Annotated in this window: 26 protein-coding genes, 2 rRNA genes and 1 riboswitch; of the genes, 26 read left to right on the top strand and 2 right to left on the bottom strand. The window is 45.6% G+C overall.

Annotated features, from left to right (window positions below; all coding sequences use genetic code 11):
• Positions 1 to 72 precede the first annotated feature (72 nt).
• From MHI51_RS00105 to MHI51_RS00115, 3 genes are all read left to right on the top strand, one after another.
• A 23S ribosomal RNA gene (locus tag MHI51_RS00105) occupies positions 73 to 2,998 on the top strand.
• A 128-nt stretch (positions 2,999 to 3,126) separates the two neighbouring features.
• Positions 3,127 to 3,243: ribosomal RNA gene (rrf, locus tag MHI51_RS00110) — 5S ribosomal RNA — on the top strand.
• Between the two features lie 258 nt (positions 3,244 to 3,501).
• Entirely contained in the window at positions 3,502 to 3,915 is a 414-nt protein-coding gene (locus MHI51_RS00115) for a hypothetical protein (RefSeq protein ID WP_036678856.1), read from the top strand.
• 63 nt (positions 3,916 to 3,978) lie between these two features.
• On the opposite strand, the gene MHI51_RS00120 is transcribed toward MHI51_RS00115, so the two are convergent.
• A complete protein-coding gene (locus MHI51_RS00120) occupies positions 3,979 to 4,503 on the bottom strand; it encodes a hypothetical protein (RefSeq protein WP_076194944.1) in 525 nt (174 codons plus the stop codon).
• Positions 4,504 to 4,712: 209 nt separating this feature from the next.
• Here MHI51_RS00120 and MHI51_RS00125 point away from each other — a divergent pair, with 209 nt between their 5' ends.
• From MHI51_RS00125 to rsmI, 10 genes are all read left to right on the top strand, one after another.
• Positions 4,713 to 4,898 carry a sigma factor G inhibitor Gin gene (locus MHI51_RS00125; protein ID WP_036678851.1) on the top strand — a complete coding sequence of 62 codons (186 nt, stop codon included), beginning with the start codon at positions 4,713 to 4,715 and terminating at the stop codon, positions 4,896 to 4,898.
• A 208-nt stretch (positions 4,899 to 5,106) separates the two neighbouring features.
• Positions 5,107 to 6,645, top strand: coding sequence for an aminotransferase class I/II-fold pyridoxal phosphate-dependent enzyme (locus tag MHI51_RS00130; RefSeq protein ID WP_076277932.1), 1,539 nt, complete (start codon positions 5,107 to 5,109; stop codon positions 6,643 to 6,645).
• On the top strand, positions 6,646 to 7,287 hold the full coding sequence (tmk, locus tag MHI51_RS00135; protein ID WP_076099910.1) for a dTMP kinase: 642 nt from the start codon (positions 6,646 to 6,648) through the stop codon (positions 7,285 to 7,287).
• 126 nt (positions 7,288 to 7,413) lie between these two features.
• Positions 7,414 to 7,743, top strand: a complete 330-nt coding sequence (locus MHI51_RS00140) for a cyclic-di-AMP receptor (protein WP_036678844.1) — start codon at positions 7,414 to 7,416, stop codon at positions 7,741 to 7,743.
• 51 nt (positions 7,744 to 7,794) lie between these two features.
• Complete coding sequence (locus tag MHI51_RS00145) at positions 7,795 to 8,238, top strand: YaaR family protein (RefSeq protein WP_036678842.1); 444 nt, start codon at positions 7,795 to 7,797, stop codon at positions 8,236 to 8,238.
• A gap of 17 nt (positions 8,239 to 8,255) precedes the next feature.
• The gene (gene holB, locus MHI51_RS00150) at positions 8,256 to 9,230 is read left to right on the top strand and encodes a DNA polymerase III subunit delta' (protein ID WP_076218454.1); all 975 of its coding nucleotides are present in this window, start codon (positions 8,256 to 8,258) and stop codon (positions 9,228 to 9,230) included.
• A 139-nt stretch (positions 9,231 to 9,369) separates the two neighbouring features.
• Positions 9,370 to 10,170, top strand: a complete 801-nt coding sequence (locus MHI51_RS00155) for a stage 0 sporulation family protein (RefSeq protein WP_036678838.1) — start codon at positions 9,370 to 9,372, stop codon at positions 10,168 to 10,170.
• Positions 10,171 to 10,200: 30 nt separating this feature from the next.
• Positions 10,201 to 10,566: a DNA replication initiation control protein YabA gene (yabA, locus tag MHI51_RS00160; protein ID WP_036678835.1), complete on the top strand. Its 366-nt coding sequence runs from the start codon at positions 10,201 to 10,203 to the stop codon at positions 10,564 to 10,566.
• A 109-nt stretch (positions 10,567 to 10,675) separates the two neighbouring features.
• The gene (locus MHI51_RS00165; RefSeq protein ID WP_036678833.1) at positions 10,676 to 11,449 is read left to right on the top strand and encodes a tRNA1(Val) (adenine(37)-N6)-methyltransferase; all 774 of its coding nucleotides are present in this window, start codon (positions 10,676 to 10,678) and stop codon (positions 11,447 to 11,449) included.
• A complete protein-coding gene (rsmI, locus tag MHI51_RS00170) occupies positions 11,446 to 12,357 on the top strand; it encodes a 16S rRNA (cytidine(1402)-2'-O)-methyltransferase (protein WP_076218452.1) in 912 nt (303 codons plus the stop codon). Before MHI51_RS00165 ends, rsmI begins: the two co-directional genes overlap by 4 nt.
• Before the next feature lie 418 nt (positions 12,358 to 12,775).
• On the opposite strand, the gene MHI51_RS00175 is transcribed toward rsmI, so the two are convergent.
• Positions 12,776 to 13,030 carry an AbrB/MazE/SpoVT family DNA-binding domain-containing protein gene (locus MHI51_RS00175; RefSeq protein WP_036678829.1) on the bottom strand — a complete coding sequence of 85 codons (255 nt, stop codon included), beginning with the start codon at positions 13,028 to 13,030 and terminating at the stop codon, positions 12,776 to 12,778.
• Positions 13,031 to 13,325: 295 nt separating this feature from the next.
• On the opposite strand from MHI51_RS00175, the gene MHI51_RS00180 reads away from it, so the two are divergent.
• From MHI51_RS00180 to MHI51_RS00240, 13 genes are all read left to right on the top strand, one after another.
• Positions 13,326 to 14,609, top strand: coding sequence for an HD domain-containing protein (locus MHI51_RS00180; RefSeq protein ID WP_076218451.1), 1,284 nt, complete (start codon positions 13,326 to 13,328; stop codon positions 14,607 to 14,609).
• A 51-nt stretch (positions 14,610 to 14,660) separates the two neighbouring features.
• On the top strand, positions 14,661 to 15,431 hold the full coding sequence (locus tag MHI51_RS00185) for a TatD family hydrolase (RefSeq protein ID WP_036678823.1): 771 nt from the start codon (positions 14,661 to 14,663) through the stop codon (positions 15,429 to 15,431).
• 198 nt (positions 15,432 to 15,629) lie between these two features.
• A riboswitch (cyclic di-AMP (ydaO/yuaA leader) is annotated at positions 15,630 to 15,859 on the top strand.
• Positions 15,860 to 16,144: 285 nt separating this feature from the next.
• Complete coding sequence (locus MHI51_RS00190; protein ID WP_076105834.1) at positions 16,145 to 17,311, top strand: 3D domain-containing protein; 1,167 nt, start codon at positions 16,145 to 16,147, stop codon at positions 17,309 to 17,311.
• A 176-nt stretch (positions 17,312 to 17,487) separates the two neighbouring features.
• Positions 17,488 to 18,039, top strand: a complete 552-nt coding sequence (gene rnmV / locus MHI51_RS00195; RefSeq protein ID WP_036678817.1) for a ribonuclease M5 — start codon at positions 17,488 to 17,490, stop codon at positions 18,037 to 18,039.
• Positions 18,036 to 18,920, top strand: a complete 885-nt coding sequence (rsmA, locus tag MHI51_RS00200; protein ID WP_076218450.1) for a 16S rRNA (adenine(1518)-N(6)/adenine(1519)-N(6))-dimethyltransferase RsmA — start codon at positions 18,036 to 18,038, stop codon at positions 18,918 to 18,920. Before rnmV ends, rsmA begins: the two co-directional genes overlap by 4 nt.
• A 164-nt stretch (positions 18,921 to 19,084) precedes the next feature.
• Entirely contained in the window at positions 19,085 to 19,987 is a 903-nt protein-coding gene (gene yabG / locus MHI51_RS00205; protein ID WP_036678813.1) for a sporulation peptidase YabG, read from the top strand.
• Between the two features lie 276 nt (positions 19,988 to 20,263).
• Positions 20,264 to 20,539: a biofilm formation stimulator Veg gene (gene veg, locus MHI51_RS00210; RefSeq protein ID WP_019914493.1), complete on the top strand. Its 276-nt coding sequence runs from the start codon at positions 20,264 to 20,266 to the stop codon at positions 20,537 to 20,539.
• Positions 20,540 to 20,682: 143 nt separating this feature from the next.
• Positions 20,683 to 20,859 (top strand): small, acid-soluble spore protein, alpha/beta type, encoded by a 177-nt coding sequence (locus MHI51_RS00215; RefSeq protein WP_036678812.1) that lies wholly within the window; start codon positions 20,683 to 20,685, stop codon positions 20,857 to 20,859.
• 140 nt (positions 20,860 to 20,999) lie between these two features.
• Positions 21,000 to 21,854, top strand: a complete 855-nt coding sequence (gene ispE / locus MHI51_RS00220) for a 4-(cytidine 5'-diphospho)-2-C-methyl-D-erythritol kinase (RefSeq protein WP_076138497.1) — start codon at positions 21,000 to 21,002, stop codon at positions 21,852 to 21,854.
• Between the two features lie 75 nt (positions 21,855 to 21,929).
• On the top strand, positions 21,930 to 22,757 hold the full coding sequence (gene purR, locus MHI51_RS00225) for a pur operon repressor (protein ID WP_036678807.1): 828 nt from the start codon (positions 21,930 to 21,932) through the stop codon (positions 22,755 to 22,757).
• Positions 22,758 to 22,966: 209 nt separating this feature from the next.
• Entirely contained in the window at positions 22,967 to 23,254 is a 288-nt protein-coding gene (spoVG, locus tag MHI51_RS00230) for a septation regulator SpoVG (RefSeq protein WP_020425826.1), read from the top strand.
• Positions 23,255 to 23,526: 272 nt separating this feature from the next.
• Complete coding sequence (gene glmU, locus MHI51_RS00235) at positions 23,527 to 24,927, top strand: bifunctional UDP-N-acetylglucosamine diphosphorylase/glucosamine-1-phosphate N-acetyltransferase GlmU (protein WP_076138495.1); 1,401 nt, start codon at positions 23,527 to 23,529, stop codon at positions 24,925 to 24,927.
• A gap of 87 nt (positions 24,928 to 25,014) precedes the next feature.
• Entirely contained in the window at positions 25,015 to 25,968 is a 954-nt protein-coding gene (locus MHI51_RS00240; RefSeq protein ID WP_036678796.1) for a ribose-phosphate diphosphokinase, read from the top strand.
• Positions 25,969 to 26,011 lie beyond the last annotated feature (43 nt).

Raw genomic sequence — 26,011 nt, forward strand, 5'->3', positions numbered from 1 at the left:
TTTAGAACATCTTTTAGCAACTTGTGTAAACAAGTAAATGTTATTAGTGAGATTTTTCTTCGGAAGAATCAAGGTTAAGCTAATAAGAGCACACGGAGGATGCCTAGGCGCCAGGAGCCGACGAAGGACGTGGCGAACAACGAAACTGCCTCGGGGAGCTGTAAGCAAGCTTTGATCCGGGGGTGTCCGAATGGGGAAACCCAGCTGTGGTAATTCGCAGTTACTCATTTCTGAATACATAGGAAATGTAGAGGCAGACCAGGGGAACTGAAACATCTAAGTACCCTGAGGAAGAGAAAACAATAGTGATTCCGTCAGTAGCGGCGAGCGAACGCGGAACAGCCTAAACCAAGGGGCTTGCCTCTTGGGGTTGTGGGACGTCTCACATGGAGTTACAAAGGAATATGGTAGGTGAAGAGGTCTGGAAAGGCCCGCGATAGAGGTAAAAGCCCTGTAATCTAAACTGTGTTCTCTCCGAGACGGATCCCGAGTAGTGCGGGGCACGTGAAACCCCGTATGAATCCAGCAGGACCATCTGCTAAGGCTAAATACTACCTGGCGACCGATAGTGAAACAGTACCGTGAGGGAAAGGTGAAAAGCACCCCGGAAGGGGAGTGAAATAGAACCTGAAACCGTGTGCTTACAAAAAGTCAGAGCCCTATTAATGGGTGATGGCGTGCCTTTTGTAGAATGAACCGGCGAGTTACGTTTAACATGCAAGGTTAAGCCGAGAAGGTGGAGCCGCAGCGAAAGCGAGTCTGAATAGGGCGAATTAGTATGTGGACGTAGACCCGAAACCGTGTGATCTACCCCTGTCCAGGGTGAAGGTGCGGTAACACGCACTGGAGGCCCGAACCCACGTACGTTGAAAAGTGCGGGGATGAGGTGGGGGTAGCGGAGAAATTCCAATCGAACTCGGAGATAGCTGGTTCTCCCCGAAATAGCTTTAGGGCTAGCCTCGGTATAAGAGTAGTGGAGGTAGAGCACTGATTGGGTGCGGGGTCCGCAAGGATTACCAAGCTCAGTCAAACTCCGAATGCCATATACTTATTGCCGGGAGTCAGACAGTGAGTGCTAAGATCCATTGTCAAAAGGGAAACAGCCCAGACCATCAGCTAAGGTCCCCAAGTGTGTGTTAAGTGGGAAAGGATGTGGAGTTGCACAGACAACCAGGATGTTGGCTTAGAAGCAGCCACCATTGAAAGAGTGCGTAATAGCTCACTGGTCGAGTGACTCTGCGCCGAAAATGTAACGGGGCTAAACACACCACCGAAGCTATGGCTAGATGCTTTGCATCTGGGGTAGGGGAGCGTTGTGTAGGGGTTGAAGGTGTACTGAAAAGAGCGCTGGACACTACACAAGTGAGAATGCCGGTATGAGTAACGAAAAGATCAGTGAGAATCTGATCCGCCGAAAGCCCAAGGTTTCCTGAGGAAGGCTCGTCCGCTCAGGGTAAGTCGGGACCTAAGGCGAGGCCGAAAGGCGTAGTCGAAGGACAACAGTTTGAAATTACTGTACCACCGTAATCCGCTATGAGCGATGGGGTGACGCAGGAGGGTAGTGACGCGGACTGATGGATGTCCGTCTAAGCAGTGAGGCTGATGTGTAGGCAAATCCGCACATCGTTAAGGCTGGGCTGTGATGGGGAGCGAAAATTGTAGTAGCGAAGGTCATGATCTCACACTGCCAAGAAAAGCCTCTAGCCAGGAGAAGGTGCCCGTACCGCAAACCGACACAGGTAGGCGAGAAGAGAATTCTAAGGCGCGCGGAAGAACTCTCGTTAAGGAACTCGGCAAAATGACCCCGTAACTTCGGGAGAAGGGGTGCCCCGGTAGTGTGAATAGCACGAGGGGGCCGCAGTGAAAAGGCCCAAGCGACTGTTTAGCAAAAACACAGGTCTGTGCGAAGCCGCAAGGCGAAGTATACGGGCTGACGCCTGCCCGGTGCTGGAAGGTTAAGGGGAGTGGTTAGGGGTAACCCGAAGCTATGAACCGAAGCCCCAGTAAACGGCGGCCGTAACTATAACGGTCCTAAGGTAGCGAAATTCCTTGTCAGGTAAATTCTGACCCGCACGAATGGCGTAACGACTTGGGCGCTGTCTCAACGAGAGATCCGGTGAAATTTTAATACCTGTGAAGATGCAGGTTACCCGCGACAAGACGGAAAGACCCCATGGAGCTTTACTGCAGCTTGATATTGAATTTGGGTACGATCTGTACAGGATAGGTGGGAGCCGTAGAAATCGGAGCGCAAGCTTCGGTGGAGGCGCCGTTGGGATACCACCCTGATCGTATCTAGGTTCTAACCTAGTGCCCTTATCGGGTACGGGGACCGTGTCAGGCGGGCAGTTTGACTGGGGCGGTCGCCTCCTAAAGAGTAACGGAGGCGTTCCAAGGTTCCCTCAGAATGGTTGGAAATCATTCGCAGAGTGCAAAGGCATAAGGGAGCTTGACTGCGAGACCTACAAGTCGAGCAGGGACGAAAGTCGGACTTAGTGATCCGGTGGTACCGCATGGAAGGGCCATCGCTCAACGGATAAAAGCTACCCTGGGGATAACAGGCTTATCTCCCCCAAGAGTCCACATCGACGGGGAGGTTTGGCACCTCGATGTCGGCTCATCGCATCCTGGGGCTGAAGTAGGTCCCAAGGGTTGGGCTGTTCGCCCATTAAAGCGGTACGCGAGCTGGGTTCAGAACGTCGTGAGACAGTTCGGTCCCTATCTGTCGTGGGCGCAGGAAATTTGAGAGGAGCTGTCCTTAGTACGAGAGGACCGGGATGGACGTACCGCTGGTGCACCAGTTGTTCCGCCAGGAGCATGGCTGGGTAGCTACGTACGGACGGGATAAGCGCTGAAAGCATCTAAGCGTGAAGCCCCCCTCAAGATGAGATTTCCCAATTAGTAAGACCCCTTGAAGACGACGAGGTAGATAGGTTGGAGGTGGAAGTGCAGCAATGCATGGAGCTGACCAATACTAATCGGTCGAGGGCTTATCCTATACGTAGGATGCAAATTCGTTTCGGATTCAGTTTTCAGGCATCAAGCCTGTAACACGCTTAGAAATTCATTGTCACTTCTGGTGATGAACCGAATTTCACGCGGCAGCGTCTGTTTGACAGACGCATGTTTGGTGGCGATAGCGGAGGGGTTCCACGCGTACCCATCCCGAACACGACCGTTAAGCCCTCCAGCGCCGATGGTACTTGGACCGAAGGGTCCTGGGAGAGTAGGACGTTGCCAAGCACATTAAGCCATTGTTGATTTATCAGCAGTGGCTTTTTTGTTTTTTTTGGACAAGAGTGTTATTTGAAGGGGAGTACAACATCTGAAGGGGCTGTAATTGAGTGACATTTTTGTTACCGACGCTGAGGTCGATACAAGTATAATAGATAAGTGCAAATAATAAGCAACATCTCTAATACGAAGGAACTACTCATAAATTCTAACTTTGAATTTTCTTGTGTCTTTAGATGCATTGTGGAGGTAAGGAGGATTTAAGGCATGAAACAAACAAGAATTATTAAGATATTAATTTTTTCGTGTATAGTAGCTTTAATACTGGCAGGCTGCGGTACGAAAGCGCCCAGCTGGGATGCTTTTGAGGGTGCGCTAAACGAGAAAAATTTCCCTGTGCCCCAAGAGGCGTACTCACCAGACCAGACTACGACAAACGTTGCTATGGATTATGTGCGTTATTCTTTACCTGGATTAAAGGAGAAGAACGGCATCCCAGAGGAGTATATGGATACTATTAAGGCCTGGGGATGGGTTGAACAGGAAGAGGAGAATACCGACTCATCTGGTGTTTTTCAGAAGGATGGAGTAACGGTTCATTTAACAGTGCATGATGATTATTTTATAGTTATGATTCCTAAAGAAAAGAAGGCCTTAATTAAAGGTCTTAAGACAAAATAAATAATCGCCGTCCTTTATGGATGGCGATTATTTATTTATATGCGAACACAGGTTAACTGTACTCTATTGAGAGTAATAGGAGGCATCGGATGGATTAAACTTCAGCATGCCTTCCTTGTTGCGTTGATTTATTTTGAACAGTGTATAGAGACGGGGCAGTAAAAGCCACAAGTGGCAAATAATCAGGGATACTGTAAATGCCGGTGGAGACCAAAAAATAAAGAGAGCTGCAATACAAAGACCAATATAAAAATTATGTAACTGTACTTTACGGAAAATGCGGTAACTAATGTGTTGATCTGGCATGAAGCCAAGCCACGGGATTTTAAATGAGATGGACCATCTTTTTGAAATAGGATGCCCGGAGATTAGAAGTACTGAGCGTGAAATAACATATTGAACCCAGAACATAACCGGAGCAGCTATAATTAAGTAGAGAATACTCCACCAAGAAAGAAAGACTGTCTCGAGCACAAGGACCAAAAGAGGGAGCAAAATATAAACACGCAGCAGAGGTGCCGTTAGATTAATTTTTTTGATTAATTTATATTGATAGAATGTAGCAGCGCCTTTGGTGTTGGGTTCCATATAAAATAGACTAACCTCCTCACAGATTCATATGTTCTTAATATCGGCGAATGAAAGCATTTTATTAAACTATGGGCGAATATTCACCGATATAGGGGCAGCGGAATATATATAATACACGAAACGAAGGATATGAAAAAACTATGAAAAGGTTTAAAATGATAGAAGGTGTATCATACTGTTCTTAAAAGAGTCAAGGTGGGATGGTTATGGAACAGCAAACCGGGCAAGCTTGTATCATTTGTGGGCAGGAAAAAGAAGAAGGTATTGTGATTGTCTCGCATTTTATTTGTGAGGATTGTGAGGCGGAAATGATCCGTACCGAGGCAGAAGATGCTAAGTACCGTTTTTTTATTGGCCAGATGAAGAAGATCGGATTGCAAAAGAACGCTTAAGTAGAGTAACTCTGTTAATTGATGCGGATAAGAGAGCAGTCTGGATGAAAGATATAAGGGCTGCATTAGAGATATTCATATACGGCTTCCTCGTTGTTTAAGCGGGGGGAGCCGTTTTGCTGTTCAGTCAGATGCTTTTATGAGGAAACATAGGAGTTTCTGAATATTTACGTTAAAATAGAAGGAACCCTATGGGAAGGAATTTAATATGAATAAATTACAACGATGTAGGGCACCTGTATACGAAATGCTGGAGCAATATAGAATTGTGGGTAATATATCTTATCATGTGCCGGGACATAAAAATGGAGCGGCATATGACGGCGTAGAAGGCGCTGGGTTTCTAGATGAGGTCATGAAGTACGATGTTACGGAGATTACCGGCACGGATGATCTTCATCATCCTGAGGGAGTCATTAAGGAAGCACAGGAGTTGGCTGCGGATTGCTTTGGAGCAGAGGAGAGTTTTTTTCTAGTTGGCGGAAGTACGGCGGGTAACCTGGCGCTGATTCTAACGGCTTGCCCCGAGCCAGGAATGATTCTGATTCTTCAACGAAATGTGCATAAATCAGTGATTCATGGTCTTATGTTAGCTGGAGTGAGGGCTGTTTTCGTCGAGCCGCTAATTGATCCACTCAGCGGCTTGGCAGTAGCGCCGGCGGCAGAAGCTGTTGAGGCTGCACTTGCAGCCTATCCGGAAGCCGCTGCTGTATTTGTCACCATGCCCAATTACTACGGCATGGGCAGTGACCTTGCGCCCCTCGCGCGTATTTGCCACGACAGCGGTGTACCGCTGCTTGTCGATGAAGCGCATGGGGCGCATTACGGGCAGCACCCGGCACTGCCTGCCGGGGCGCTTGCTTGTGGCGCAGACGGCGTAGTGCAGTCCACGCACAAGATGCTCACTGCGATGACCATGGGCGCTATGCTGCATGTTCAAGGGCAGCGGCTCGACCGCGCCCTGCTCTCGCAGCGGCTCGCCATGGTGCAGAGCTCCAGCCCATCATATCCTATGATGGCGTCGCTTGATCTTGCCCGGCGGCTGCTGCACAGCCGGGGCAGCGAGGCTTTCACGGCAGGGCTGGCCGCCGTGGATGTCCTGCGGCGCGGCCTTGCCGAGCTGCCGCGCTATGGATTGGTGCAGCCGGCAGAGCCGCTGCACGACGGTACGCCGCTGCATAGGGCGGCGTACGAGACGCAGGACCCCTTCAAAGTCGTCATTTATGACGCCACCGGGGTCCTAGGCGGTTTCGAGCTGCAGCGCAGGCTCGAGGCTAAGGGCTGTGTGCCGGAGATGAGTGACGACCGGCACGTAGTGCTGCTGTTCAGCCTCGGTTCGAAGGCTGAAGATGCAGCAAGGTTATTGCAGGCGCTGCAGGAAATAGATTCGGAGGTTACATCCGAATCACCGTACACCGCAGGCATTTCAGAATCTCGAAATATTTCCACGTGGAACAATTTGAATGTTTTACAAATCTCAGCACCTGTTCCCTTCTCTTTGAAGCCGGTGTCAGCCAATGAGGTAGAAAGTATTAATCTTGAACACAGCGTGGGGAGAGTAGCTGCAGAAATGGTAATTCCCTATCCACCAGGCATTCCATTATTATATCCGGGTGAGGTCATCACAGATCAGATACAGCAAAGACTGACTGGTTTAGCTTATGGAGGCGCGAAGTTCCAGGCTTGTGCTGATCCGGTCTTACAGCGTATTAAGGTATACAACATTCAGAAGGGCGGAGAAGTATAAGTGGGCAAAGAAGGTTTCTTTATAACATTAGAAGGGGGCGAAGGCTCCGGAAAAACAACGGTTCTGGGCAGAGTAGCAGCATATTTGCAGAATCGGTCCATGCCCTATCGAATTACACGTGAACCTGGAGGCATAGAAATCGCCGAAAAAATTCGCTCTATTATTCTGGATCCTGCCCATACTGCAATGGATGCACGTACAGAGGCATTGCTGTACGCTGCATCAAGAAGCCAACATCTCGCTGAAGTAGTAGAGCCAGCTCTTAGAGAAGGGCTTACAGTCCTCTGTGACCGCTTTGTAGACAGCAGTCTCGTTTATCAAGGACATGCAAGAGGATTAGGTATGGAAGAGGTGTGGAGTATTAACCGTTTTGCTATTGGAAATCGCATGCCCGATCTAACCTTTTATCTGGATGTAGAGCCTGAGATTGGATTATCACGGATTGCGGCCAATCAAGATCGCGAAGTCAATCGTCTGGATATGGAGAGTCTTGCCTTTCATCAGAAGGTTCGTGAAGGTTATCATTTATTAATTAAGGCGAATCCGGAGAGAATAGTAGTTCTTGATGCAAACCGCCCTATTCATCTGGTAGAACAAGATATCGTGAGAACTCTTGAAGAGAGAGTATTAAAGGGTTTTTAGGGTGTTTTGTCTAATATAATAAGAGAAGTGGCATATAACTAAGCGTTTGCTTATGAAGTGAGGTTACTACTAAGAACACATTAAGTAGTAATACTCCATAAAACTTTTTTGGGAGGGAATGCGAAGATGAAGTTGATCATTGCAATTATCCAGGATAAAGACAGTAACCGGTTATCCAGTGAGCTAGTAAAAGCCAATTTCCGTGCTACCAAACTCGCAAGTACAGGTGGATTTCTGCGGGCGGGAAATACGACATTTATGATTGGGGTAGAAGACAGTCAGATCGAAGCTGTATTGAACGTTATCCGTAACAGCTGTAAAGTGCGTGAACAACTAGTCACTCCAGTAACTCCGATGAGTGGCACGACGGATTCCTATTTACCGCTCCCTGTTGAAGTACAGGTCGGTGGCGCTACTGTATTCGTGCTTCCTGTAGATCGTTTCGAACATTATTAAGTATAATATAAATGAGCAAGTCATTTACAAAAAAGGGGCGGTAGATAACCTTTGAAGATCAATCCGGGATATAGGCCCTTAAAGAGTGAGCTTCCAAATGCAGAAGGGGCTAATAAGCCTGTTCAGCAGAAATCGTTCTCTGACGTTTTTCAGCAGCAAGGTGAACAGAAAACCAAAGATGAACTAAACCGCCAGATCAAAGAAATACAGTCACAAGGCGACCGTTTATCTAAGTCTATGACCATTCGTGAACTCACCATTTACCGGATGATGATCAAAAGGTTTCTGGAAGAAACCGCTCGTAGAGGCGTTATACTGAAAGAGACACGTGGATGGGATAGACGTGGGCGGGGTAAGCGTTACAAGCTGCTTGAGGAAATTGATGCGGCTTTGCTATCTATGGCAGACGATCTGCTGAATAGTGAGCAGGGCCGAATAGATCTGTTGGGACGTGTTGGAGAAATTCGTGGGTTGTTAATCAACCTTTCTTTTTAAAGTTTTGGGAGGAAATTATGCCTTTTCATGATATAGTAGGCCAGGAGCATGCTAAACGGCTACTCCAAAATGCCTTGCGCAAGGATGCTGTGAGCCATGCTTATTTATTTACAGGACCAGCAGGCAGTGGACAAATGAAGACGGCGCTGATGTTTGCCCAAGCAATTTTTTGCACGGAAAGCAAGGATGACGCCTGTGGCGAATGTCTAGAGTGCCGAAAGGTTGAGCATGGAAACCATCCTGATTTGTCATTGCTGCAGCCCGACGGTGCAAGCATAAAAATAGACCAGATCCGTGAGCTGCAGCGTGTCTTTTCCTATCGATCTGAGGGTGTGAATCCAAAGGTTTATATTATAGATGGGGCAGACAAAATGACGGTACAAGCTGCCAATAGTTTGTTGAAGTTTCTGGAAGAACCGCCAGCTCCGGCAGTAGGAATCCTAATATCTGATAATAGTCGTACTTTATTGCCGACGATTCAGTCACGGACTCAGCGGATCCCATTTAGTCCGTTAAATCCGGATATTATGCTTCAAGCGCTAGCAAGTGAGGGTGTGCCGATCCCCTTAGCTCGATGTGCAGTATCACTTAGTTCGGGACTTGATGGTTGCAGGGAACTTTTGGAACAGAATTGGTTTGCAGAAATGAGAAATCTAGTGTTACAATTAGCTAAGGAGTCCTTAAGCAAGGGCAGCTCCACGGTAGCAACTGCCGGGCAGAAGCTGTTCAAGACTGGGCTCGCTGAACATTTGGATATCCTTTTCAGCATGTTCCATCTATGGTTTAAAGATATGCTCTACTTCCTGTACCGTAAGCACGAAAGTATCGTTTTTATAGATCAGTTAGACTTTATTTCCAGGCATGCCCGTGGGCGCAGTGCGGAACAATGGGTGGCTTATATGGGATATGCTGCAGAGAGTACTAAGAAGCTGCATTCCAATGCCAATGCCCAGTTGTGTCTGGAGCAGTTCTTAATCCGACTGGAAAGTTAAAGGATTAGCAATGATATATCCTCCGGATGTCGCTTTACCTGGAAGTATCGTTTTAACAGACGAGGAAGGACAAGCATGGATCATCAGGGAGCGGACATGCCCATAGGTTCCTTTTACCGGCAAACAAGGGGGTTAATTTTTGTACAGCGTAGTAGGTGTCCGTTTTAAAAAAGCGGGTAAAATATATTATTTTGATCCACTTGATTTTCCGATTGAACGAGATCAATGTGTTATTGTTGAGACAGCACGTGGGGTGGAATACGGTAAGGTTGTCGTAGGCAAAAAAGAGGTGGAGGAGTCCGATGTTGTACTACCCCTCAAAAAAGTGATGCGTATTGCCGGAGAAACCGACGCACGCGTTGTTGAGGAGAACAAAAGCGCCGCTAAGGAGGCTTTTACCACCTGTTTAAATAAAATACGCGACCACGGTCTCAAAATGAAGCTCGTAGATGTAGAGTTTACTTTTGACCGTAATAAGATTATATTTTACTTTACGGCCGAAGGACGCGTTGACTTTAGAGAATTGGTTAAGGATCTGGCAAGTATTTTTCGGACCCGCATTGAGCTTCGGCAAATTGGGGTACGTGATGAAGCTAAGATGCTAGGTGGACTTGGACCTTGTGGACGAGTGCTTTGCTGCTCCTCTTGGTTAGGGGATTTTGAACCCGTATCCATAAAAATGGCCAAGGATCAGAACCTTTCACTTAATCCGACGAAGATTTCCGGACTTTGTGGACGTCTGATGTGTTGTTTGAAATTTGAGCATGACAATTATGAGAGTGTAAAGGAAGAAATGCCAGCGGTCGGCAAGATTGTCGTGACCTCATTGGGGGATGGCAAAGTAGTAGGGATCAATGCCGGAAACCGTACGGTTCATGTACAGTTGTTTGAAGTGGGCAAAGTTAAGGAACTTCCAATGGATGATGTTGTCGTCAAGTAAACCATATAAGGTTACTTTCGGGGTGGAAACTTGGAGAAGAAAAATATATTTGCACACATGCAGGATATGGAAGCGCAGATGGAAACGATGCGCGCCAATCTTGGAGAATGGAAACAGACGGTAAAAGAACTGATGGAAGCTAACCAGAGGTTAACTCTGGAGAATGAACAGCTTCGCAAAATTTTAAAGCGGGATGCACCTTTGGATCCTACCGTAGATTCTGCGGAGGCGGAAGCTCTTTTAGCTACCGGAGAGGGAACAGAAGAGGTTGTCGGGGAAGGTTATGACAACTTGGCTCGACTTTACCACGAAGGCTTTCACATCTGTAATGTTTATTTTGGACATTTACGCACGGAAGGTGACTGTCTGTTCTGTCTTTCTTTTCTTAATAAATGAGGATATCCAGCCGTAGGAGATTAATCCTACGGTTTTTTTTGAATTTTAGCCCATAGGCATATGGCTTTGAAGCAAGTTTTTCTCAACAAAACCTTTAGGAGATTATTACATGACGAATTCTTTTAATGATATATCTGTCCCCTTGTTACCGACGGAGCGGGTGGATGATTTACTAACACATGATCTGCGCATTATTCAAAGTGATGAAGTATTTAGTTTTTCTATGGATGCTGTATTGCTTGCTCGTTTCGCCAGTGTTCCGCCACGTGGAAGAGTTCTAGATCTTTGTACGGGAAATGGTGTAATACCGATTTTAATGACTACCCGGACAAAAGCTTCTATAGAAGGTATTGAAATACAACCTCGTTTAGCTGATATGGCTCGTCGTAGCGTGGCTCTAAATGGCCTTCAGGATCAGGTTGTAATTCATGAAGGTGATTTGCGCGAGTTATATACTACCGCAGGACATGGGGTGTATGATGCAATAACGGTGAACCCTCCTTATATGCCGCTTAATGGCAGTGATCTGAAGCTGAACAACCATCAGGCTATGGCTCGCCATGAGATAGGCTGTACACTGGAGGAGGTCATTCAGGCTTGTGTGCGATTGGTTCGGACGGGCGGAAAGGTAAGTATGGTTCATAAACCACAACGGTTGGTTGATATTATCAGTCTTATGAGACAATATAGACTCGAGCCAAAGATTATTCGGTTTGTACATCCACGTGCCCATCTGGAGGCAAATATGGTATTAATCGAAGCCGCACGTGATGGAAAGCCTGAGGTTCGTTTACAACCACCGCTCATCGTATATAATGAGGACAATCAATACTGTCCAGAGATTATGGACATCTACTATGGTGCTAAAGAGGGTAAATCATGACGATATCATGCCAAAGCAGTTTTCAAAACAAGACTAATACCAGTACTCAGGAGACAATAGGGTCGCTTTTTCTGGTGGCTACACCTATCGGTAATCTGGAGGATATGACCTATCGCGCAGTCCGCACATTACAGGAATGTGATATTATTGCCGCGGAGGATACGAGACAGACCCGAAAATTACTCAGCCACTTTGAGATTTCACCTTCGATGTTGTTTAGTTATCATGAGCATAATAAGGCCGCCAGTGGACCTGAGCTTGTACGCTATATAATAGAAGGAAAAAATTTGGCACTCGTCAGCGATGCCGGTTTACCAGCGATTTCTGACCCTGGAGCGGATCTTGTAGCCCTTGCTATAAGTCATGGAATTCCGGTGATTCCTATCCCTGGAGCTAACGCAGCGTTGTCAGCTTTGATCGCTTCTGGTCTATCTACGAATACGTTCACCTTTATCGGCTTTCTTCCCCGAGAGCGTAAGGACATCCGAACAGTATTAAGTCCACTTCGTTCGGCTCAAGGCACTTTGTTGTTCTACGAATCTCCCCATCGCGTAGTTAAGACACTTGCTCATCTTCAAGAAGCATTCGGTAATCGCCAGATTGTGTTGGCACGTGAATTAACGAAAAGATATGAGGAGTTTCTACGCGGTTCGATTGAGGAATGTACACTATGGCTGGCTGAACATCCTCCGCTAGGCGAATATGTTATTGTCGTAGAAGGGGAGAGCAAGGAAGATGCAGAAATCGCAGAATCGGCGTGGTGGCGTCAGTTAAGCATTGAAGATCATGTAGCTCATTACGAAGCACAGGATGTACCACGGAAAGAGGCTATGAAAAAAGCGGCATCAGACCGGGGTGTAGCCAAACGGGATATTTATAATGCGTTGCTTGATAGAGCAGAAGAGTAAGTGTTGTAGACGAATTCTTAGAATAACTAAGGATTTTCGGAGCCGTTTCGAGCTTGAGTGATTTATCTGTGGGTTAAATGTAATTTGTACAGTTATTTTGAATTTTTTTATGTATTTGTTCGTTTAGTTGTACTTCATACAGTTATAAAGGTGGAAAGGATTGATTTCACGGAGATATAGGAAATATAAGTGTACAAAATACAATTAATTCGTTTAATGGTAAAAAGCATTTAAAATAACTGTAAGAAATACAACTAAGTATTACTAGTTCCGTCTTGAAGCACATTGCCCTTAGGGAGGGGATAACCAGGAGGGCAAACCCAGACATAAAAAATACCTCCCGCGGTCACGGGAGGTCAAGGAGATATGAAAAGGTTAGAATTAACAATTTGATTAGTTCTATTATATACTATTTAATTTAGTTTGTCACAGGGGTAGGGATGGAAGATATGCATTCATGACAAACTATTTTTCCTTTAAAGTAAGTTACGTTCTCAGCGTTGCCACAGAAAATGCAGGCAGGCTCATACTTTTTAAGCATAATCCGTTCGCCATCAACGTAAATTTCCAGTGCGTCCTTTTCGCCAATGCCAAGTGTACGGCGTAATTCAATAGGAATAACAACCCGTCCAAGTTCGTCCACTTTTCTTACAATTCCTGTTGATTTCATCATAACAATCGTTACTCCTCTCAATGTTCCAAAAACGTCATTATTCGACATTGTTCACTGTTTTATGATACTTATAATACCAACGATTCCCAAATCAGTCAACCTTTTTTCATAGGCCGAATAAGAAAATTTCCATAAGAACTTTGAATGTCCCTATAAAAATTAAGAATTACCCTGAAAGCATTTTGTCGATTTACCAAGACCAAAAATGATACTTTTCGACAAAGTACGACATAATTACTTATTATATACTGATATTAGTTAAAATCATATTAAATTATTAGAAGGAGTTGATCTCATGAAGCAGCCGCTCACGGAAGAAAAAGTTTTCAAGGATCCCGTTCATAATTATATTCACGTACAGGATACGATTATTTGGCGACTAATTAATACAAAAGAATTTCAGCGTTTACGCCGGATTCGCCAGTTAGGTACCTCATATCTCACTTTTCATGGTGCAGAGCATAGTCGTTTTTCTCATTCTTTAGGAGTATATGAAATTACACGCCGAATCATTTCGCAATTTGAGCGCAGCGGGTATAAGGATTGGATTCCTGAAGAAAGTTTGCTTACTTTGTGTGCGGCTTTGCTGCATGATTTAGGGCATGGTCCATTTTCACATTCTATAGAAGAAGCTTTTGAAATGAACCATGAGGATTGGACCTGCCGAATTATTTTGGAGGACACGGAGATCACCGAAATATTGCGTGATGTGGAGGAAGATTTTCCTCGTAAAGTAGCCTCAGTTATCTCTAAGACATATGAGCATGAAATTGTTGTCAATTTGGTTTCCAGTCCGCTAGATGCTGATCGTATGGATTATTTGCTGCGTGATGCGTACTATACAGGTGTAAACTATGGAACCATCGATATTGATCGGATTTTGAGAATGCTTCGTCCTTATAATGGGCGGATTGTAGTAAAAGAATCAGGTATGCATGCCATTGAAGATTATTTAATGTCGCGTTATCAAATGTACTGGCAGGTATATTTTCATCCGGTGACGCGCAGCTCTGAAATTATTTTGCGTCAAATCTTCCGTAGAGCTAAAGAATTGTTCCAAGAGGAGTACAAATTTCGCTTTATGATCGCTCCGCTGGAAGATCTCTTTCGAGGAGAAGTAACAGTGAAGCAATATTTAATGCTTGATGAGGCACTGGTACAGACTGCCTTTATGCAATGGACCCTTGAAGAAGATGAGTTATTAAGCGACTTGTGTACCCGTTTTATTCATCGTAAACTGTATAAATATGTAGAGATCGAGAATTTGGATACAGATATGATTACGGAAATCCGCAGCAGTTTTGCGGGAGCGGGACTTAACCCAGAATATGACTTAGAGATTGATTATCCGACAGATTTGCCTTATGATGTGTTCCGTCCAGGAGCAGCCTTCGACAATAATCAAATTTTACTGCTTGATCGCAATGAGCAATTGCGGGAAATTTCAGAGGTATCGGATATTGTACGCTCAATAAGCGGGATTCATCGTGGCAGATATCACCTATATTTCCCACAGGATAAGCTGAAAAAAGCCCTTACACGGTTGCCCTCTTCTGTAGCAGAGATTTTTGCAAAATAATACAAATATTTATGGAACTATTGATAAAAACAACAAGGAGTGAGCTTTAAAATGTATCTGTTCGACACACATACACATTTAGATGCGCCTCAATTCGACGAGGATCGCGAGGAAGTTATAGCTCGTGCAGTAGAGGCCGGAGTTAGCAAGATGATCAATATTGGATTTAATCGGGAAACGATCCCTTCAACGATGAAGCTGGCTGAATCTTATGATTATATTTATGCAGCGGTGGGCTGGCATCCACAGGATGCGATTGATATGAAAGAGGGGGACCTCGATTGGATCGCCTCTCTTTGCAGCCATGAGAAAGTGGTGGCCATCGGAGAGATTGGGTTGGATTATTATTGGGATACCTCTCCCAAGGATGTGCAGCAGGAGGTCTTCCGCAAACAAATTGGACTAGCCCGTGAACTAAAAATGCCAATCTGTATACATGACCGTGATGCCCATGAAGATGTCGTACGGATTTTACGGGAGGAAAAAGCAAATGAAATTGGTGGCGTAATGCATTCTTTCTCAGGCAGCTGGGAAACCGCAAAAATGTGTCTAGATCTAGGATTTCATTTGTCATTTGGAGGACCGATCACGTTCAAAAATGCCAGAGTGCCTAAAGAGGTGCTTGCACAGACGCCATTGGACAGATTATTGATCGAAACAGACGCTCCATATTTGACTCCACACCCCTTCCGAGGCAAGCGAAATGAGAGTGCTCATGTGAAGTTAGTAGCAGAGGCTGCGGCTGAAATTAAAGGGTTAACATGGGAAGAATTGGCTAAAATTACGTATGCGAACGCACTGGAACGATTTGGGATTGTCTGAAAACAGGAGTAAAACGGGTGAAAAATAGAGAATGGCCGATATATTAAACTTTTTTAATATAAAAACGGCTGATTATTACAATATTTTAACCATATATTTGCGTAAACGTGGTTGAATCGTCCTTTACAACATGCATCAAAACAGGATATCATCTTTTCAGTGATGTGAGCTGTTGTTATTGTGACAGCCATTGATTCATGGATCGTCTCGCTGAGTCTCCGTATGGAGAACGGGGGAACCAATATTGAACTGCCGCATGCCTGTATCTTGAATACGACTAGGAATTGCCGCAGAACAATATTTGATTTCTTCACGTGGTCTTTGGGGTGAATTTAAGGGCAACCGCCGTGAGCGGGTGACCTGAAATAGGGCGTCTCTCTTTCGTCCGAACCCGACAGCTAACCCCGTAAGCGCAAGTAAGAGAGGCAACCTCGTGCACAAACATTCCCGCGTATTCTGACATCGGAGAAGCCACGAAAGAGTCCTCAAGAGAACTCTTTTTAGGCTTCTTTATTTTTGAATAAACTGAATGTTGCCCGCATACTGTTATATAACAGGTGTGGGAGTAGCTGTGCCGAGCAGGCGATCCATGAGCAGGAGACGCTAAGTTAATACGTGCGTATCCTGTGACAATCTCAAATAGTTTCGTCAAAGAAATTCAGTCCTCATGATATACAAATTGACGACGAGGCTATGTAAGGAGGATGGAGAGAATGGGCTTATTCCAACCAGAGGTATCCCATGATTCGCAGTCATCCAGCAGGTCTTTCGCATTACGGTGGGAGCAAGTAAATACTCGCGTACTTTTACTTGCAGGTGTGATTTCAATCGCAATCGCGCTGTTAATTCTGCTGTACGTACACGGTCAAAGTAATAAACAATTAGTTTTAGTAATAGACGGGCAAACACAGACACTTGAAACGCGAGAAGCACTTCTTGGTGATGTGTTGGAGAAAGAGCAAATTTCGCTGCAGCCGCATGATGAATTATCTTTAGGTCTGAGTGATGAAATAAAAGACGGTGACCGTGTCGTTATCAATCGTGCGCAGAAATTTAGCCTTACTGCGGACGGAGCAACAAAAACGTTATATACGACCGAAGACACTATCGGTCAAGCGATTGACAAACTGGGTATCAACCTAGAAGGCTATGATAAGATTTTTCCTTCGTTAGACACCACCATCTCTGCTGACATGGAGATTAAGATCGTTCGTATCAACAAGCAAACGGTACAGCGAACAACTAACTTACCTTTCCGTGTTATTAAGACAGCAGATCCCTCCCTTACTGTGGGAACAGTTAGAGTGGCACAGGCAGGCAAACCAGGCGTCATGGTTCAGCATATTGAAAAGATCTATCAAGACGGAGAACTGGCCTCTATGCGCATGATCGGCAAGGAAGTACAAACGGTAACAAAAGATAAGATCATTGCCGTTGGTACTAAAGCACTTCCTAAGCCTACTGTAGTTGCTAAAGCTACAACAACTTCCAAATCAAGCACTACCTCCAAAACGACTAAAGTTAGCGCTAAGACTAAGAACGTCACAAGCAAGGCTGGCGTAGACTTTGAGTACAAGAAGATGATTAAGAACGTCTCCATGACAGCTTATTCGTCAGAAGAGCCAGGGATAGGTACTAAAACTGCCTCCGGAACACGCGTAACGGAAGGTCGTACAATTGCAGTAGATCCGAATGTAATTCCTATTGGCTGGTGGGTTTATATCGATGGGCTTGGATTCCGCCGTGCAGAGGATACTGGCGGTGCCATTAAAGGCAATAAAGTGGATGTCTATTATGATTCCCTGAGCCATGCTCGTAATTTCGGCCGTAAATCACGTACCGTTTATGTGATTGGACCTGTGAAACCTGAGCTTAACTAGAACTGAAGCTTTTGCAAAAAATCCTTTGATAAGCTATAGTGATGATAACCGTTAAGGAACGCTGGATGATCATTTCGTTGATCGCAGAGCAACCGCTCATCACTTATACATTCTTTAACCAAAAGAAGAGGAGCGAATCCTCTTCTTTTTGCTTTTTTTGGAAGGAGTCAAGAAATATGATTAAGGAATTAATCGTCGTTGAAGGCAAAAGCGATACCGTAGCCATTAAGCGTGCTGTAGAAGCGGATACCATTGAGACAGGCGGCTCTGCTGTAAACCGGACTGTAATTGCTAAGATCGCGCTTGCTATGGAACGTAGAGGGGTTATTATTCTTACGGACCCGGACCATGCTGGGGAGCGAATTCGTAAAATCGTTTCAGCGAAGGTGCCGGGCTGCAAGCATGCTTTTATTCCAGAGAAGGACGCAACTCGAAAAGGGGATATCGGTGTAGAGAATGCATCGCCAGAGGCGATTCGTCATGCGCTGCGTAATGTACATACCTCTTTTGAAGGAGCACCTGCTTTGATTGGTATTGATGATCTTATGGCCGCTGGAATGCTTGTACACCCTCGGGCTGCTGAAAGACGTATGGCGCTTGGTAATTTGCTTGGAATCGGATATTGTAACGGCAAACAGCTGTACAAGCGGCTGGCGATGTTTGGGATTACGCGGGAGGAATTTGCCGGGGCTCTCGCCCAAATTGATCAGGGAGGCATTACTTCATGAGTGGTAGAGAGGAAATTTCGACTCCAAAACGGACCAAAGAGATTATTCAACGTTATGGATTCAAGTTCAAGAAAAGCCTGGGACAAAATTTTTTGATTGATCAAAATATTTTGGACAAGATTGTAGACGCTGCTGGACTAGATAGCGATTCTGGGGCGCTGGAGATCGGGCCGGGAATTGGAGCGCTGACGGAGCGTCTGGCACTAACAGCGGGTGCTGTAACTGCCGTAGAGATTGACCGTAGACTGATTCCAATATTAAAAGACGTACTTTCCCCCTATCCCCATGTTAAGGTTCGTAACGATGATGTCCTCAATGTGAACTTGCAGGAAATGTTCAAGGAAGATTTCACCACTGTGAACAAGGTCAGTGTGGTTGCTAACCTGCCTTATTATGTGACTACTCCGATTCTGATGAAGCTGCTCGAAGAGAGGCTTCCCCTTGATAACATCGTTGTAATGATTCAGAAGGAGGTTGCGGAGCGTATGGCTGCATCTCCAGGTGGAAAGGAATACGGAAGTCTTAGCATTGCCGTGCAGTACTACAGCGAGCCTGAGCTCGTCTGTATCGTGCCACGTACGGTATTCATCCCTCAACCTAATGTGGAGTCTGCTGTTATTCGTCTGAAGGTTAGAGAGCATCCTCCGGTAAAGGTGGAGAGTGAGAAGCATTTCTTTGAAGTGGTTCACGCTTCTTTCACACAGCGCCGCAAGACGATTGCTAACAATCTGAAGGCTCGCTACTTCCCTGAACAAGGACGTGAGCAGCTGGAGGCTTTACTCGCAGAAGCGGGTATTGAACCGACCCGTCGCGGAGAAACACTCAGTCTTGAAGAATACGCCCGCTTAAGCGGTGTTTTGCTAGCCGCTGGAATTGAATAAGCAATAGGAAACGGTTGTTGTCTTAAGGACGACAACCGTTTCTCGTAGAAATATAAGGATGTTATTCTGGTGGAGCATTATACATTCTTATATTTTAAAAATATGTTGAGTTATGAACCAACTGAGGCCTTTGCCCATACGATGGGGTAGAGGTGGTGGTTGTAATGAATTTAGGAGACTTGGTCGTTCGCAAATCTTATGGCGGTGATTTAACATTTCGTGTAGATAATATTGTGCAGGATAGAGCCGTCATTAAAGGCACAGATTTCCGCCTGTTGGCGGATTCTCCTCTGGATGACCTGGTTCAAGTGCCTCCTACCCGAATAACGGAACGGGGACAGCAAGCACAGATCAAAGCGAAGGAATCACTGACACAGCTGCGGAAGGACCGTCAGGAGCAAAGTCAGCGGAGCGGGGGAACCCTAACAGAGGGGACATGGGCTCCACCGTCCAAGGAAGCTCCTTATTTTGAAGTGCCAGGTAAAGTACTGCATCTGGATGGCGATCCGGCATATTTGAATAAGAGCCTTAGCTTATACGAGCAGCTGCGGATTCCCGCTGAAGGGCATCATGTTCATGAATCTGCAATGGCTGATACGTTATACCGGCTGTTGCCCCGTGTACGCCCAGATATTGTAGTGATCACTGGTCATGATGGGGTACTGAAGCAACAGCATACTTACGATCTGTATAGTCTGAATAGCTATAAAAATTCGCAAAACTTTATAGCTGCTATTAGGGTAGCTAGGGAGTATGAGCGGAATTTTGATGCGTTGACTATTGTTGCCGGTGCTTGTCAATCTCATTTCGAGGCCTTACTTGGAGCTGGAGCTAATTTTGCCAGTTCACCTGGTCGAATTTTGATCCATGCTCTGGATCCCGTGTATGTAGCAGCAAAATCATCCTTTACTTCCATCAGGGATACTGTAAATCTTAGCGATGTTCTGAATAATACCATCAGCGGAAATCAGGGTATTGGTGGTGTTGAGACCCGTGGCAGCTTCCGCATCGGAATGCCGCGACTGCAGAATCTGTCGGCGCTAAAAGTGACACCATCAGCCATTTAAGCGGCAGAGATAGGTCTATGGTGTCAGGAATATAGGTAATTTGAATGGGCTGAATAGAATATCCGAAAGAAAGGGTGAGCGCTGAGCTTAACCCTTTCTTTTTTTCTTTGTAATGCCTATATTACAGATAACAAGGATATTAGTCCGGCGCTGATTTCTCGCAAAAAAATTCCGTTGACAACGAAATATGCATCAACTATAATTAATTATTTATTTGCTTTGACATTGTCCTGAAAAAGTTGTATAATGGACAAGAAAAGAGGTGGTCGTCAGGTAATGGCTAATAACGCGCTGTTGGAAATCAAACGCAGTCTTGAAGCTCACGTCGGTCATAAGATCACATTGCGTGCAAACGGAGGTCGTCGTAAAACCGTTGAACGCACAGGTGTCCTGGAAGAAACGTACCCTTCTGTATTTATTGTCAAACTGGATCAGGAGCAGCAAACTTTTAAGCGAGTCTCCTATAGCTATGCCGATATACTTACTGAATCTGTGGAAATCACAGTTTGTGAAGACGATGGGCAGATGCGGATTATGTATATTAAAGCTTAATGTTTCACGAACAGTCTCCCTTGGAGGCTGTTTTTTGTTTGCGTTTTTTGGGACAAATATTTGGTGCATGATCCGTGTGCTAAGCAAGCATACTAATTGGGCAACGGGTTAATCATTTATTTTCATAAGGGAGGAATTCCGTAATGAGCCGCAGAAAACGAGGCATGATGTCGGAGGAACTGAAGACAGAGTTAGCCAAGGAGCTGGGTTTTTATGAAACCGTGGAACGTGAGGGCTGGGGTGGAATTACAACTCAAGACGCTGGCAACATGGTGAAAAAAGCGATACAGCTTGCTGAACAGGCTGCGCGGAAATCTTAAATTTTAGGCTATAAATTGAATATTACTGAAAAAGGGTGCGTCTAAATGGCGACACCCTTTTATTATTGGACTTCATTAGAAGTTTCTCATATAATATGTTAAGTTGTTTTTACGGGAAAAGCTGAAGGTGGGTGAACGCCTTGAAAATGTATGAAAAGGCACCAGCTAAAATTAATTTGATGCTGGATGTGCTGCACAAACGTGCTGACGGTTTTCATGAGGTGGAAATGATTATGACCATGGTAGATTTAGCAGACCGCTTAGAGCTGTCTGAGCTGCCAAGGGATACTATTATAATATCAAGTCAGGCTGGTTATATTCCCCTGGACGAGAAAAATTTAGCTTTCCAGGCGGCAAGGCTTATTAAAGACCGTTATAACGTGAAGAGTGGGGTACATATCCATCTGGATAAAAGAATTCCGGTTGCGGCTGGCCTGGCTGGCGGCAGCAGTGATGCCGCAGCTACGCTACGCGGTCTAAACCGTCTGTGGCGTCTGGGTATTCCTGCGCAGGAGCTACAGGAGCTTGGCGCTGAGCTGGGTTCTGATGTACCTTTCTGCGTCACAGGCGGCACAGCCTTGGCTACAGGACGAGGCGAAAAGCTGACACCAATCAATAACCCGCCACAATGCTGGGTTGTGTTGGCGAAACCACCGATCAATGTATCGACTGCAGAAGTGTATGGACGCGTTCGGAGCAATAATATAGCGGTTCATCCTTCTGCTCGAAAGATGCAGCAAGCGATAGAAGCTGGAGACTTTGGGGGCGTGTGCAACCATCTGGGCAACGTGCTTGAAGATGTTACCCTAAAGCTGCATCCAGAAGTTCAGCAGCTTAAGGAAGCGATGATAAAGCTTGGAGCAGATGGCGTACTGATGTCAGGCAGTGGACCTACCGTATTCGGATTAGTGTCCAAGCAGTCTAAAGTAGCAAGGATTTACAACGGGCTGCGAGGGTTCTGCAAGGAAGTCTACGCAGTGAGATCACTGAATTAGTCTGCTTCTCTTGTGTAAACCCGTACAAAAGTGATATATTTTTCTAAAATATTCGGTTTTGGCGAGGAGCATTCCGTGAAGAAATTAAAAAGAAGCCAACGTTTGGTAGACATGACTCAGTTTTTACTTGAGCGGCCGCATGAACTACTGCCGCTGTCTATATTTGCCGATCGCTATGGAGCGGCTAAATCCTCCATCAGTGAAGATTTGGCAATCATAAAAGAAGTATTTGAAGGTGAAGGCATCGGAGAGCTGCAGACTTTAGCTGGTGCAGCGGGTGGAGTACGTTATATCCCGGTTATGCCTAAAGATATGGCGCTTACCTTTGTGCAGCGCTTATGTGTGCAGCTAGAGCAGACTGACCGGATATTGCCTGGCGGTTATTTGTATATGTCGGATCTACTTGGGTTGCCGTCTTTGATGGAACAGGCGGGTAAGATCATCGCAACGGCCTTTTACGGATCGGAAATCGATGTGGTGATGACCGTTGAAACGAAAGGCATTCCACTAGCCTATGCAACAGCAGCGCAGCTAGGCTTGCCGGTAGTGCTTGTGCGACGTGACCATCAGGTTACAGAGGGATCAGCAGTAAGTATTAACTACGTATCAGGATCTCATAAAAGCATACACACAATGTCTCTCTCCAGACGTGCACTCAAGGAGAAATCGCGAGTACTTATCGTAGATGACTTCATGAAGGCGGGAGGGACTGTACGTGGTATGGTCGATCTGCTCGGTGAATTTAATGCCGAGGTTGCTGGGGTAGGCGTTTTAGTGGAATCAGGCGCTGTAGAGACGGAAGAGCGTCTGTTGCACGATTACGTGTCCTTGGTAAAACTAAGTGAAGTAGACTCGAAAGAGCGGAGAATTTCGGCGCATCCGGGCAACTACTTTTCCTCTTGATTAGCCATTCTCTTACATTTTCAAAAAGCGTGGAAATTGTCGAAAACGTAAGGAATATTAAGAAAACTACTCGATGTATGTCGAAAACAACATATCCTAAAAAATATATTTCTTTTTTAGGTATTTTATGGAATCAAAAAGAAGGAATTCGCTTTGCTGTGTGGAATTATACACCAAGTCTCTGATGGAAAAAGGTGGTGAACACACACATGCAAATTACGGATGTCAGACTCCGCCGCGTTAACTCTGAGGGGAGAATGAAAGCAATCGCATCCATTACCATCGATAACGAGTTTGTTGTTCATGACATTCGCGTCATCGATGGCAATAATGGGATGTTTGTTGCAATGCCCAGCAAGCGTACACCGGACGGCGAATTCCGCGATATCGCGCACCCGATCTCTTCGGGAACACGCGAGAAGATTCAATCCGCGGTTCTGGCCGAGTACGATCGCGCCGCTACGGAAGAAGAAGAAGTTATTGAAGAGGGAGCTTAGGCTTCCTCGGAAGACTGCTACCTTTTGGGTGGCGTAGGATCCGCCGTTTTTGATAAGATCACACCGACATACACTTCATGAATTAGCAGCCTGATCTTGCAAGAAAAGCTATTGCTGGTGAAGGATTTGACGACATCTTCGAAAGGCAGCGATAAATGCTTTTCTAACTTGGGGTTTATAGAAAAGAGAACCATGACTTCATGGTTCTCTTTTCTTTTTGCCCGGAATGAGATATATTCAGTAGTGAGTTCAAGAGTAGGAGGTTGGCATTCTTGAAAAGAATGGCTGTAGTACTTGCCGCAGGTCAAGGCAAGCGAATGAAATCTAAATTATATAAGGTGCTGCACCCCGTTTGCGGTAAGCCGATGGTAGGGCACGTGCTTGATACAGTAAAAGCGACCGGATGCCAGCGCACCGTTGTTGTTGTTGGGCATGGCGCAGAGAAAGTTAAGGCCTATGTAGGTGAAGGAGCGGAATACGTTCTGCAGGAAACTCAGCTCGGCACTGGCCATGCTGTCAAACAAGCAAAGGATTTACTTGCTGGCGAAGAAGGAACAACTATAGTTATTTGTGGAGACACACCACTCGTAACCACGGAGACCCTGGAAGGACTAATGGCGCTTCATGAACAGCGTAATGCGGCTGCAACCGTATTGACAGCTGTTATGGAAAAACCTACAGGCTACGGAAGAATTATTCGTGGTGAAGATGGCGGCGTTCTGAAGATTGTAGAGCAGAAGGATTGCACTACTGAAGAAGATGCGGTTCAAGAAATCAATACAGGCACTTATTGTTTTGATAATGCTAAATTATTTGCTGCACTCGAGAAGGTAACGAACAGTAATAACCAGCAGGAGTATTATTTGACTGATGTGATTGGGATTCTTCGTTCACAAGGGGATACCGTACTAGGATATCAGACCCATGACGCAGCTGAGTCTATCGGCGTTAATGATCGTTTAGCTTTGTCCGAAGCGGAAGCCTTTATGCGTCAACGTATTAATCGTAAACACATGCTAGGCGGTGTGACCATCATTGATCCAGCCTCGACTTATATCGGAGCAGATGTAGTTATCGGATCAGATACTACGCTTTATCCAGGAACTATCCTGAAAGGGAAGACTGTAATCGGGGACAATTGTGTGATCGGACCGGCTAGTGAAATCGAAGACTGTCAGATTATGGATGATGCAACGATTAAGCAGTCCGTATTGAATCAAGCTCAAGTTGGCGCACGGACAACCGTTGGGCCTTTTGCCTATTTGCGTCCAGGCTCTGTGCTTGGAGAAGAAGTTAAGGTTGGAGATTTCGTCGAGATCAAGAATGCTACGATTGGTGACGGTTCAAAAGTGTCACATCTTAGTTATGTTGGCGACGCATCTGTAGGTAAGAATGTAAACGTCGGGTGCGGTGCGATTACCGTTAACTACGACGGGTATAATAAATTCAAGACAACAATCGCAGACGATGCCTTTATTGGCAGTAATGTTAACCTTATTGCTCCAGTTACTGTGGGCAAAGGGGCTTTTGTTGTAGCAGGTTCGACAATTACACGTTCCGTTTCCGAGAACGATCTGGCTGTAGCTAGAGTAAGACAAGAGAACAAACCGGGATATGCAGAGAAGATCCGTTCCCGTGCTAAAGCGAAGAAAGACCACTCGAGTCCATCGTAAAGCGTTGCTAAGAAGCGCCGGACGGACTTATATTTCCGCGCCGGCGCCTTTGGAAAGCTAAATTCCGTCACGGAGGGTTTATATTTTATGACTTATTGTGATTCCAAGTTAAAGATTTTCACCTGTAACTCCAATCCTAAGCTAGCTAGTCAAATTGCTGATTACATCGGGATTCCGATGGGTGAATCACACACCACAAGTTTCAGCGATGGAGAAATTCAGGTCAAGCTGTCAGAAAGCGTTCGGGGATGCCATGTTTATATTGTTCAATCCACTTGTGGCCCTGTAAATGATAACCTGATGGAGCTTTTGGTTATGGTAGATGCGCTTAAACGTGCCTCCGCAAAAAGCATCAACGTGGTTATCCCTTACTACGGATATGCCCGTCAAGATCGTAAAGCCCGTTCCCGTGACCCCATTACCGCTAAGCTGGTAGCCAATCTAATTGAAAAGGCTGGCGCTCACCGTGTAATCACGATGGATCTGCATGCCATGCAGATTCAAGGATTCTTCGATATTCCAGTGGATCACTTGCTTGGTGTACCGATTCTGGCTCAGTATTTCCGTTCCAAGCAAATCGAGAACCCAGTTGTCGTATCGCCGGACCATGGCGGTGTAGTACGTGCAAGAAAGCTTGCTGATTTCCTGAACGCTCCACTGGCTATTATAGACAAGCGTCGTCCAGAACCTAACGTCAGCGAAGTTATGAACATCATCGGTAATATCGAAGGCAAAACAGCCATCCTGATCGATGATATCATCGATACCGCTGGAACGATCGTACTTGGTGCTAATGCTTTGATGGAAGGCGGCGTGAAGGAAGTATACGCATGCTGTACACACCCAGTATTGTCTGGTCCTGCACACGAGCGTCTGGAGAATTCTCCAATCAAAGAAATTATCGTGACGGATACCATTCCAATTCGCAGCGCGAATCCAACCTCTAAGCTCAAGGTGTTGTCCGTGGCTCCACTTATGGGTGAGGCAATTATCCGCGTTCATGAAGAGTTGTCGATTAGTAAATTGTTCGAGATTGAATAAATATAACGAATGAATAGTACAAAAGGGTTACACCTCCGTTCTC

This window comes from Paenibacillus sp. FSL H8-0260 (genome assembly GCF_045040625.1).
GTDB classification, from domain to species: Bacteria; Bacillota; Bacilli; order Paenibacillales; family Paenibacillaceae; genus Paenibacillus_AQ; species Paenibacillus_AQ odorifer.